This is a genomic window from Candidatus Amarolinea aalborgensis (genome assembly GCF_900491745.1).
Classification (GTDB): domain Bacteria; phylum Chloroflexota; class Anaerolineae; order SSC4; family Amarolineaceae; genus Amarolinea; species Amarolinea aalborgensis.
Genome location: NZ_UETR01000063.1, coordinates 1 through 12281, shown reverse-complemented (window position 1 = coordinate 12281; position 12281 = coordinate 1). Strand labels below are relative to the sequence as shown.

The following is a 12281-nucleotide window of genomic DNA, read 5'->3' as shown; positions in this document are numbered from 1 at the left end:
TCGCCGATCTGCGCGTTCTGCCAGTCGCGGCTGGCGGCCAGCAGTTGCCCGTCCTTGAAGTGCACGTCTTTCAACATCGTGCCGATCAGGGGCAGCCCGTCCAGACCAACGTTGATATTAAACGAAAGGCGGAACAGGTACTCGCGCTGGACTGCTGCGGATGCAGGCTGCTGGGCTGTTGCGCCGCTCGGACCAGGGAGCTGGGGCTGCGCGCTGACTTCGGCGAACTCAGTCGAACCGCCGCTGTGCATGGCGAGCAGCAGTCCCAGCAGTTCGATGTCTACGTTGATCGGCACGTCGCCGGCCAGGCTGGGGGCGATGGCGCGAATGAGATCGCTGGAGTCGAGCTTGAGCGGCGTCTGCAGGCTGCCCAGGATCAGGGTGTCCGATTTCCCATGCCCGTCGGCGGATTTCGCGAAGGCCACAGCAAGTTGAAAGCCGTCCAGGGAGAGCGCGCCGGTCAGTTCGAGTTCGTACGCGCTGCCCGTTTTCCGGTAATGGGCGTAGATTTCCAGTTGGACTGTGCGCTCTGCCAGCGGAAGGTCCAGGCCCAAGGTGAACGTGTAGTCCTGCTCGCTGGCTGCGCCGCTCACCACGTCGAAGGCCAGCCCCAGGTGGGTCAGGGTGGTGTTGGCGATGAAATCGGGCAGATGATACGGGTTGCCTGCGCCGAAGAGGCTCGCCAAGTCGTCCATGATCTCGTTGAGCGTGACCGGATGGGCGGTGCTGCCGGAAAATCCCCAGCGGGAGGTGCTCCCCTCTTTCACCAGCGCAGCGCTCAGGCTGATGATCAAAGGGTGTTGGGCAAAACCAATCTCGAGGTCCGTATAGGCGAGGATAGCGTAGTCGGCGGCGGCGCCAGCGCCCCCGCGATAGCTGATCTCCGCCTGGAAGCGATCCACCCTGAATTTGTCGTGCAGGTCCAGCACGTTATCAACTGACAGATGCAGGAGGTAACTCTGTAGAAAGGGAGCGGCCGAAAACCGGATATCTTCGATGAAAATGGCGTCTGCGCTGGCCTTCTTCAGCGATCCCAGGTAGTTTTCCGCCATCCCGGCCGGGGCAGCGCCTGTGGTATCCTGATCGGTCTTCAGGCGGGCTTCGATCAAAAAGGACGGCACATGCACGGAGACTTCCAGATCCAGGTGGTAATCGAAAAACTTGATCTTTCCCGATCCGATCACGGCCGAAACCGAAAGGCCGCTTTCCTGGGAGAACGTGATCGTAAAGGCAATGAAGGAATCCCGAATTTCGATCACATCCGCGATCGTCCAGGGCGCCGTCCAGACAACGGCGAACTCCAGTTGGTACAACCCGCTGTCAGGCATCGTCAAGCGTAAGCCCCGCTGGGGGTCGTCCTCCTGGATGGCTTGCAGGCTGGTAATCTGCAGCCCTTGCGCGACCTGGGTGTATTCCGCAGGGAGATAGTCTGCGATGGACTCGCCGGTCAGTCCGCTGAACAAGGCGGCAAAGTCCGCGACGGCGCAGGGGGCAAACTGGATTCCCTGGACATCCTCGGTCTTTTCTGGCGGCGGAAAATGATCCCCAAGAAAATGCTTGAGTTTCTCAATTGGATCTGGTTTGTCGAAGATCATCGTTCTTACCGTTTCTATTGATGAAGCAGGACGACGGGGGGGATGGCTGTTTCCTGCGCGGCTAAGGCTGCAGCGGGATCGGAATTCAGGGTCGGGTTGCTGAACCAGTGCACGTAGTAGTCGAACATTCCTTCCTGTCCGGCGCCGCGCACCCTGGACAAGTCCACATTGATTCGAGAGTTGATGACCGGGAAACCGAGTTTGAAAAGCGGCGTTTCGTTCGTTTCGGCATCAGAAATCCGGATCCGCACGCGCAGGGATTGCAGCCGGCTGTTGAGAAGCTGGCGGTCTTGCAGCATTCGCCCATGTCCGGTGGATTTGGGTTCTGCGCGGTTTTCCTTGAGGTCAATGCGAAGATCGTCGGGAAAGGCAAACGCGGCTTCCAGGAAGAGGTAGGCTGGGAACCCTTTCTGATTTTCATCGAGACTGCCCAGGTCAGCCCCAGCCATGAGCTGACCAAACTGCGCGTCCGTAATATACAAGCCTCTGCAGATAGGATCGGATATCTGGGTCAGACGCTGGCCTGCTGCCCTGGCATAGCGAATGAGCCGCCGCGCCGCGACCGACATCCCAATCCGCAGACCGCTGCCTTGCTCGGGAACAATGGTAGGGCCTGTGGGAGTCCAATAGAGCGCGGTCGAGAGATAGCTCATGGATTGATACGCCAGTTCACGGCTTACTTGCTGTTCGTCACTCAACGGCCCCAGACCCACCTGGGCAAAGGCCTCCACCGAAGCGCGGGTCCGCCGGTAGGTGATCCAGGTGTCCTGGGTGAAGAACAGTGGAAAGGCGCCGCCATCCAGGCGGGACTGATAGCGGTAGGCGATGCGCTGCATATCCACCCTGGCTCCTGCCAACGCGCCTGTCCCTGCCGACGCCTGGATAGTGATGTTTGCCACGGGGATGGTGGGCGTCTGCAGGCTGGCTTCGGCCGACGCCCCAGCGGAGGCTTCTGCCCCTCCGGCGAAAGAGAACAGGTGAAAGAAGCTTTGGTCGGCCGAAACGAATCCGGGCACAGAGCGCGGCTCGATCCGACTGTAGCTCTTCTTCAATAAGATTACATAGGTTTGAATCTGCCTGAGAGCAGCAATTTTCTCTGCTTGCGGCAAAGCCTGCGGGGGAAGTTGAAGGATGTAGGTTCTGAGTTGATCCAGTTTATCCAAGAGGCTCGCAGTGGAAGGCTGCGCTTGCCATCTGGTGAGCAGGTCTGAGAAGCACGGCAGCCGCAGTTCCAGATTGACAATCGAAAACACCCTTTCATTCAATACTGTCTGAATATCGTCACTGACGCGCCCCAGGGGTATTCTTGAGAGTTGCCTTTTGACAAAATCTCGCTTTCTTTCCCTGAGGATAGGTGTACGGCTGGCCTGGGTAGGCCCTTGCGGGCCGGCCAACGACTGCTTGGCTTGCAGCCAGTTGGCGATCATATCGGCGATCCAGTCGTCAATCTGCTGCTTAAGCAAGGGTCTGTCCGTGTGGCTGAAAAGGTATTCAACGATTTGCTCCAGCCTGGACTGGAGTGCCAGATTATCATCTGCAGGACTGGGAAACGCCCCGGTATAGGCTCCGCTCAAGCGGATGAATTTGCCGGTGAGCGCGCCAGAAGCGCCGGCCTGAGCAGAAACGTTGATGCCCAACTCATCGCCCAAGGATGGAAAGGGAATCTCCGCACCGGCCTGGACGCCGGCGCGGAGGGTGATCTCCCCTGAAACGCCTTCAAGCCCCAGCAGGCACAGCGGCGAACTCGTTCCCCACACCTGCCGCGGTGTCATCTCATACTGTCCCGTTTGCCGGTTTTGCGCCAGATGAGATTTGACCAGCGCCTTCGGATAACGCTGTATGAGAACGAAATGCTCCTTGAGTCCGCTGCCGGCAAGGTCCAGCGTGGCATCCGCGCGCAAGCCGGGCAAGGGGATCAAAGGAAAGATGAAGTCGAAAATGCTCAGTTGCGCGCCAAGATTGACCCTCACACCCTCGTGACCATAGCCGCTGGAAACCTGTCCCTGGTAGTCCATGCCGGCCAGGTTGAACGACTGCAGCCGGCTGACCGCCTCGCCCTGGAGGCTAAAATCAACCCCTCCCAGGGCGCGTTTTCGATTCAGAAACCGGCTGAAGATTCCCGATGTTGTTGAACTGCGCGCATCCGTCGGCATATCAAGCCACCTTCAATACTTGATGATGTAGGTCAGGGCGTAATACGGCGGGAGGTTGTTGTGGGGTTGGGTGGCTCCCATCCAAACGTCATCGTTCGCTTTCGCGCCGCCTGTTGGCCTGATAAAATCGGGGTGTTGCTTAGACTTCTCGTCGCCAGGCACAAATACTGTTTTGTCTTCGGCGCCCCATGAGGGATCGCCGTCATAATGGATGTTGGCTTGCGCGAATTGGTGATATCCTTCAGGGTTCACTTTGTGACCATGAGCTGGCATTTCTAGCTCGGTCAACGTATGGGCTTCACTGCCTCCAGTTTGATTAAGGCTGTATTTTGCGTTCTGAGGATTTGCCCCCACAATGAACCGGCTGCGCAGATCCGGCACTTTAACGGGATCGTCTGGTCTGTCCGGGTTTTTTAACACATCATACAGGTCAGGATAGACTTCGCGTTTGATTTCGATTCCTTCACAAAGCAACCAACCATCCGGCTTCGTGCGACCGCCATAGGGTAGGATTGCGCCAACCGGCATCACGAAGCCCGTCGCGTCTTGTATGCGACCGGTGGCTTTGACACTCCCGCCGATCTGTGCGTCGCCTTTTACATCGAGCGCCGCAGCCGGTGTCGGGGTGCCGATGCCGATCCGGCCCTCCGCTGTGATACGCACTCTTTCTTGCAGCTCGCTTGCGCCGCTCGCCTCTTTTTTGCTGGAGAAGGCGAGGTCATCCCGGCCCTTGCCGTCGTCAACGCTCTGGATGCGAAATGCGGGATCGTGCCACACCTCGGTAACCGCGCCATCAGCCGCGGTGACTGTCCGCTTGCCCACGTTGTAGCTGTTGAACTCAATTGCGCCGCCGGCCCCTGCGCCGCCGCCGAAGTTGTTCAGCCGCAGCACCGGCCCCAGCGCACCCTTTGCATCGCGGCGGATCTCCAGGTCGGCGCTGGGGTCATCGGTGCCGATGCCGATCTTGTCGCTGCGCAGCAGCAGCGGGCTGAACTGCACTGGCAGCACCCACGCCCCATCCCAATAGCCGGGGATGTTTTCGTAGCGCAGCAGAATGTTGTACGTGCCGGAGGGCTTGTTGGTCACCCAGTTGGAAAGTGCGAAGGTCAGCGAATGATCGCGTTTCACTTCCAACAGGGACGCTGAGGCCGCACCTTCACGTGCCTTGACCTTGATAGCAATCGTTTTATGGCCGATGCCGTCAGCCACTGGCTGAGGTTCCAACCAATCGGGTTGAGACGTGGCTTGCAGGCTGCTGACCGATTTCACTTTGCCATTTTCTATGGTTTCCAACAGCTCGTCGTCAATGATCAGCTCGAACTTGCTGGCCTCATCGAGGCGGACGCTGCCGGTGTCGCTGGTGTAGACCACTTCGAGCGTCAACTCGTTGCTCGTCAGCCCGTTGTTGAGGAGGGTGTTGGAATCGCGGAAGCGGGCGATGAGGGGAATCGTCTTGAGGCCCAGGTGACTCTGCACTTCCATGTGGCGCACGACCGACCCGGGGTCTTGCGGCTCGGTGCGGTAACGCACCTGGACGCGTGTGTTGCGCGCACCGCCCTGCGCCGCGGCGCTGAAGTTGGGAATCTGGATGCGCCACGCTTCGCCTTTGTTCAACGCGAAGGGCGCCTCCGTCTTGACAAACGAAATGAAATCCTCGCGCCCGTCGGGCGTCGTGCCCGCGGCGTGCCGCCAGCCTTCGATGACGACGCTCTTGTCCGACTGCAGCGCCCGCAGCACGTTGGGGGCGATGACGTTGCGGCGGAAGCGCAGTTGGACGTGGAAGTCGTCGGCCGTCGGCGCGTCGAACGGCTTGAACGCCACCGGCTTGTCCCCCGGATTGGTCAGGCTCACCTCCAGCGGCTCCCCCCGGTTGGCCGCCTCGACGTACAGAATCGGCTGGTGGTCGTCGTCGCGAACGGTGTAAAGCTCGACCTTCAGCAGCGTCGTTTCCCGATAGTAGGCCATCGCGCCCTTGTCGCTGATCATCAGTTCGTTCACTTCGGCGCGCGCGAGAGGCTGGTTGTAGAGCCGGAAATGCGCCAGCGCGCCGCGGAACAGGCTGTCGGCCGCCCAGGAACTCTTGCCGAGGTATCCCGTCTGCCAGGCCGTGCTGGCGATGTCGAGCGAAACCGCTGTGCTGAAAACAACAGTGCCGTCCATCATGATCGAGACCTTGCCAGCCGGATCGTAGACAAAGGCGAAGTGACGCCACTGCCCCAGCGCAACGCCGTTCTCGACCCGAAAGCGGGTCCCGTTGATCTCGAACGCCAGGTGTTGTGAACGCGCCTCGTTGCCGGCCCAGATGATCTTGGATTTCTGGTCTTGCGCGACGTTGAGGTCGAAGATGCGGCTGAAATACGGCGTGTCCTCGAAGCGCACCCACGCCATCGCCGTCATCCCCTGCGCCAATGTCAGCGCCGAGAGGTCGGTCAGCTCGATGTAGTCGCCGTCGCCGTCGAAGCGCAGGCACGTCCCCAGCGTCGGGTCGTGCAGAATTTGCGGATTGCCGTGCACGATGGCGTCGCGGCCGCTGCCGCCGACGTTTGGCGCGTGGGCCGTTCCTTCTACATAGCGAATTTCGTCCAGCGGCAGGTGGAGGCAAGGTGTGTCGTTCGCCATCGTTTAGTGCTCCTTGGGATCGTCGGTTGGTTGCTCGGTTCTGTGCTTCAATACGAGTTGCCCTTCGCGCAGCACAAAGCGCTCCGGGAAAAAGGCGACCGTCTGAAACGGTCTGATGTCCTGTTCGGCAATTTCCGTCGTGGCGAGGGGCTGGCCGTTCTGGTCGCTGAGTTCCGAGTCCTGCGCCGCGCCGTTGGCAGGCCAGCGGTTGGCCTCGCGCCACGACCAGGCAAATCCCTGCTCTTTGGGCAGCGCAAGATGCAGTTCGCGTTCGGGCGTCAGCACCGGCGCGGTCAGAAACTCCATTTCGATCCGGCCGAGCGCCTCTTTGGTGAAGCGTTCCGGCAGTTGGATGGTCTTGACCGGCTGAATGCCGCTGGCAAGATGCACCAGGCCGTGCGGGTCGAGCAGGGCGACGAACTGCTGCATCTCCTCGGCCGCGCTGATGCTCAGTTGGGACTCCTCAGCGTAGTGGCGGATGCGGCTGAACGGGACTTCTTCCACCAGGCAGCCGCGCTCGACCAGCATATCCCACACCCGGCTGCCCTCGCGCACGTAGGGCTGGATGATGTCCTGCTTCTTGACCGTCTCATCCTGCTCTTCCAGTAAGAACTCGAACAGTGTGCGACCCTGCGGGTCGTAGATCTGCCATTCTTCGTTCTTGAGATCGATCCACTGGCGGACATCTGCGGCCTGGGCCGCGTCCTTCTGTGCGCGTTCCGCATACTCCCCCTGGAGGCTCTGCACGGCTGCCTGCTCGATGGCGGCCGAGACCGAATCGTTGACGCTGAACGCTGCGGAGAGCACGCCGTCCGCTTCGATGCCCCAACAGCCGACCAGACCGTCGTTGCGCTGCCGGTATTCGCCCAGCCGGTAATAGAACTGCACCTCGTCGAAGCCGTCGGTCACATGCTGCGCGTTTTGGATCGCGTCGAACAACGCTGACCAACCGTTGTTGACCGCGGGCAGCCCCTTCAACTCCAGCGCCACGCCGAACTGCACGACGGCCAACGGCCGCCCCATCAGCACGGAGAAAGCGGACTGTCCTTCGCGGTCGTCAGGGTGGATGTTGTCCAGCGCTTCTTCGATGTCTTCGATGAACTCGGCGAGGAAATGGACGTCATCGCTGGACTGGCCCGGCTCCACTTCTTGGTCCGCGGCGAGCAGCCACTCGACGATTTGGCGCAGGCGCAGCGGCAGCGTACTCAGTGCCGCGCCATCCCAGAAGCTTTGCTCCTCGATCGCCCGCAATGCGCCCAGCCGGCGGCCGTGCGGGTCGAAGAAATCGAGGCTCTGGTCGAGCAGATTGGGGATGATCCAGCCGTGAACAGGCGAGCTGGCGCGGTGGCTCTGGCTTTCGGTCGGGTCGGCGCCTGGCGTCGCGACCTGCGTCGCCTGCAAGAAGCGGAAATTCCAGCGGGCCGGCTGCGCCAGCCGCGGCGGCAGCCGCACCCAATCGCCATGCCCCGGAACCTCCATCGGCAGCGCGGTCACCACGTCCTCTGGCGTCAGATCGGTGAAGCGGCCGAAGCGATCAACCAGGCGCAGCGTCATGATGCGCAGCCCGCCGCTGCGGATCGGCATGAACGCAGCGTGCGGATCAGGAGACACACCCTTCAAGCCGCCGGCCAGCGTCGCTGCCACATCCTGGGCGAACGCCTTGTATTCGGCAAAGCCCAGCGGATCGGCCGGGTTGAGCTGGATGCTCGTGTGGCGCTGGAGCAGCGCGGCGTTGAAGCCGTTGAGGGTGACGACCAGCAGGTCGTGGCCGTCGAGGAAATTTTCAGCCATCTCGGCGTTCGCCAGCGTCGCGGCCAATTCCTCCATCTCACGCCGTGTTTGCGCGGCTGCGGCGCGCGCATCGTCGCCGGCCTGCGCCGCCGCGTCGGCTGTGGAGGCCGCACTCGCCTGGGCGTCGAATGTCGCTGCCTGCCCCTGGAGCGTCTTGCGCCGCGCCTCCTGCAGCTCCCGAAAGCGCTGCAGCAGCCCGCGGTAGCGGTCGTCCAGCTTCTGATTGACGTAGGTCGAGCCGGCGTAGATGCTGCCTGCCTTCGCCAGCGCCAGCGGGCTGGTCAGATCGGGGTGGTCGTCCACGTCAGGCTCGTTTTCGCCCAACAGGTAGTTGGTCAGGATGAAGCGCGGATCGTAAACGCCAGACGACCGGGTCACCGAGTGCATGGTCGCCACCGGAAACACCTCAACCTGCCACTCGCCGCGGAAAATCGGGAGGTCGGTCGAAAGCGGCGTCTGCGGCAGCGTCCAGGTGATGCTGTCCGCGTTGAGCAGCGCATTGAGGGCAAAGCGACCGGCGTCGAAGCTGGCGCGCGGAGCAGAAAACAGCTGGCACGTCAGCGGCGGCTGCAGCGCGGCGTCGGCTCGACTGAGCTCGCCGAAGTCAGCGGCCGCGTCATTCTCGGCGACCAGCCCGGCCGCGCCGCCGCGGCGCGGAATCGCCACGACCAGCGCCGGCGACGCCGGTTCCCAGAAGCGCGCAGCCGGGCGGCGCTGAACCTCCCAGTGGAACTGCTCGACGATGGTCGGATCGTTTTTCACTTCCGTATTGAGCCGATGGAGGGCCTCTTCAAGCGCCGCCTTGGCATCGGCGATGCCGGCAGCCAGGCCGGTCGCGTGACCGTCGGCCGCCTCGCCCAGAGCCCACTTCAGCTTCTTGACCGCCGCCAGCGATCCCCGCTCGATGGCCGCCAGCAAATCGCTGACTTCGACGTACTCCTCCGTTTCGCCGGGCGGCGGATACGAGGCGTGCATATAGCGATACCAGTCGGTGTACAGTTGGAACTGTTGGCTCTCCAGCTCGCGCGCCGTCGCGTCGTAGGCGCGCTGCGCCGTGTTGAGGGTGTTCAAGAGGGGAAAGATGGAAGGCGGCAGGGGAGACGCCGGCCGCTGCTCCTGGTTGTACTCACCAGGCGGCTGCTTGGTCGGGTTGTCGTCCACCTTCTCGACGACCCACTGCACGCCGCCGTCGCTGCCGACAAATTCGTCGGCGTGGCGGAACTCGCGGAACTTCGGTCCGATGTCGAGTTTCAGGCTCTTCAGGCGGTCTCCCATCAGGATGGCAGCCAGGCTGTCTTCCAGCCTGGCCCTGGCGGGACGTCCCTGCTCATGCGTCGCTTTTTCTGCGATCAACGCGGACAGCGCCTCGGTGGGCGAATTGCCCATCGCGTAGAGGACGTCGTTCGGGTCGAGGAGCGCGGCGTCCAACCACTGCGCCTCTCCGCAGCACACCATCCGCTCCCACTGCGCCGCCAGGACGAGCTCCTCGCTGCTGAGGGCGTCTTCTGCCGGCAACACCACACCGAGGTCGTCGCGCAACAGCTTGGCGACGCGCTCGCGCTTAAGCGTACGCTTGTGTTCGGCGTCGAGATGCGTCAGCGCGTCGATGTCTTGCAGACCCCAATCGCCGCTGCGCAGACGCAGGTAGTTCAACCAGTAATCGTCATTCAGGTCGCCGTACCAGCCGATGACCCGGTAGCGGTGGTCGCGCGTGCCGACCGGATCGTGAAAGCCGAAGACGCCGCGGCAGTTGGGATAGAAGACGTCGAAACTGGGCGATCCCCAGCCCAACGCGGTCAGCGGCCGGCCGCCGTGCTTCTCCTTCCAGGGGATGAAATTGTCGCCCAAACGCCCGCGCCGCTGCGTCCACGCCTCGAGCGTGTCGCTGTCACCGATGTAGGCAAACGGCTGCTCCCCGGAGTAGATATCGGCATCTAGGCTGGTCTGCGCCACGTCGTGGATGGCGGCGCCGCCCTCGCCGAACAGCAGCGCATCGCTCTCGACAACCCACTGCCGGTCTGGTTTGCGTCCGCGCTTGGCGTAACGACTCACCAGCCAGCGTGTGGGGACCGCCGGAAACTCGGTGGGATCGCTTGCGCGGAATTTCGTGCGTTTGAGGAATTGGGGAAAGTCCCAATGGAGGTGTACGCCGGCTCTGAGGATGAAATTGGCATCTTCGAACGGCTGAGAGGCAATTGACTCGGCCAGATAGGGCAGGTCGGGGTTCACGTCCTGCCCGCGCTGTTTGTCGTAGTAGGGCAGCGACTCGAAGTCCATCTCAGGACCGACGACCGCGCGCTCCTGAGATTGGTGGATTGCGACCACGCGCATCGGCGCGATCAGCGTCGCTTTGTCAGGCATGGTCTGCTATCACGATTTCCCTCCCGTTTCATGACCACGTCTCAGTTGAGTGGTGGAATAATAACGGAGTTAGGGTATCAAGATGTGGTTCCCATTCCAATGTTCTTGGGTATTGTCACCAATCCAGCGGTCATAATCAGACACTTAACGATACCCCGCACCATGAGATGCAGTAGAGTCCGTCAGGCCGAGTCTCAGCCATGGCGCAGGCGGTATAGGGGAAGTTGTGCTGACAAGCAAAAGCGAAGTTGACGTTCTTGAAGATGACCGGCAGCATGGCCAGGTACAGACCGCCATGCGCGACCAAGACGATGCTCCGATTTGAGTTTCTCGCGTCCTGTACCAACCCTTCGATGAAGGGGGTGAATCGTGCTTGGATTTCATAGAAGCTCTCCCCACCGGGCATCTTGCTATCAAACCTTCGATGGGTGAACCAGTCATCCTGAACCTGCCTGTGCAACTGCCAGCCAACCGGGTCAGTCGTTCCTTCGTAGATGCCCACATCCCATTCTCGCAGCGCCTCGGTGAACTCAAGCGGGGCTTGCAGGCTTTCGGCCAGGATTTGCGCTGTCTGTACGGCGCGCATGACCGGGCTGGAATAAATCTGTTCGACCTGCAAGCCGGACAAACTGCGCGCCACCGCACGCGCTTGCTCGATGCCCTTCTCGGTCAGCGGATGCTTGAACCCACTGTTGGAAAATTCCCGTAGAAGGTTGGCGGTGCTTTCCCCATGTCGTACAAAGTAAAGTCTCATCAGGAAACCCTCGTCTGAAATACAAGCGCCCAAATGCCTTTGCCAACACTTCCACCAATGGCGCCCAACAGGCTGCCCATGACGAATCCCAGAACAGTGAGATGTCCCAGGGCGCCCGCAAGCGTCTCAAAAGCAAAATAGGCCGCCATGTTTGGCGCAGTGATGCCGATTCCACGCCCAATCCACTCGGAGACATTGAGAGGATCTTGCAGGATAAAGCGCATACCGAAAACGATCATGATCAGCGCCATGCAGCAAGCCATCAAACCGCTAACCAGCCCATTCCAGATGCCAACTTCAATGCCGTGGACAAGACTATGCTTTTGATAAGCCCGTATCATTGAGAAAGCGAAGATAGACAAGGCAATGATGGCCCAGAAGATGTTGTCAACGAAGTCGCGCGCAGGAAGTGGCGGCGCCATGAAATTGTTGATGCTGATTTCGACGATCCAGAGCAATCCAAGAATCATTCCGAAGCAGAGAATGCCATTTCGCTCTACTGAATTCATATATCGGCTTGGCCGATTGCGATACAAACCTAATGATCCGGCAAGAGCGAGCAAAATGATAAATCCAGCCCCAGATGCTGTGGCTGACGACGAACTGTAACTATAACGAAACGCTGCGATGGCTATCAGCAGCGCACCGATGATTGAAAAGACGATCAGCATCGAGTAAAGTGGGTTTCTTGTTGAATTCATAGGCAGTTTTGCTTGACCGACCCATTAATTGAATATCGGGGGGATGCAGCAAGATCTGCATATTCGTCAGAGGGGCGACGCATTTTTGCAGCTTTCCGTCATAGCCCTTGCCAATTCTCAGAAATCACATCCCATTTTGGTAATGTCTATTCCTATCACGTATGACAATGCCTTTGTCGTCCATCGTAATCGCGAAGGTTGCCGCATCAGCGTCGGCCATGACGGCGCCGTGATAGTAAACCCGTTTTGCGTCTTTGGCGTAAGCATAGCTCTGCGCATAACCTCGAACCACCAGTTGAAAGGTGTT

At 60.5% G+C, this 12281-nt stretch carries 7 protein-coding genes; all 7 read right to left on the bottom strand.

The window, feature by feature from the left end; all coding sequences use genetic code 11:
- Positions 1–1595: hypothetical protein (locus ACPQ6D_RS23270; protein ID WP_423226747.1), on the bottom strand; the 1595-nt coding region annotated here is incomplete at its 3' end.
- Positions 1596–1609: 14 nt separating this feature from the next.
- Entirely contained in the window at positions 1610–3505 is a 1896-nt protein-coding gene (locus ACPQ6D_RS23265; RefSeq protein WP_423226746.1) for a hypothetical protein, read from the bottom strand.
- Positions 3506–3760: 255 nt separating this feature from the next.
- Complete coding sequence (locus ACPQ6D_RS23260; protein ID WP_423226745.1) at positions 3761–6367, bottom strand: LamG-like jellyroll fold domain-containing protein; 2607 nt, start codon at positions 6365–6367, stop codon at positions 3761–3763.
- A 3-nt stretch (positions 6368–6370) separates the two neighbouring features.
- Entirely contained in the window at positions 6371–10519 is a 4149-nt protein-coding gene (locus tag ACPQ6D_RS23255; RefSeq protein WP_423226744.1) for a hypothetical protein, read from the bottom strand.
- A 136-nt stretch (positions 10520–10655) separates the two neighbouring features.
- The gene (locus ACPQ6D_RS23250; protein WP_423226743.1) at positions 10656–11306 is read right to left on the bottom strand and encodes a histidine phosphatase family protein; all 651 of its coding nucleotides are present in this window, start codon (positions 11304–11306) and stop codon (positions 10656–10658) included.
- Positions 11273–11974: a hypothetical protein gene (locus ACPQ6D_RS23245; protein WP_423226742.1), complete on the bottom strand. Its 702-nt coding sequence runs from the start codon at positions 11972–11974 to the stop codon at positions 11273–11275. Before ACPQ6D_RS23245 ends, ACPQ6D_RS23250 begins: the two co-directional genes overlap by 34 nt.
- 124 nt (positions 11975–12098) lie before the next feature.
- Positions 12099–12281, bottom strand: a 183-nt coding sequence (locus ACPQ6D_RS23240; protein WP_423226741.1) for a DKNYY domain-containing protein, incomplete at its 5' end; no start/stop codon positions are given.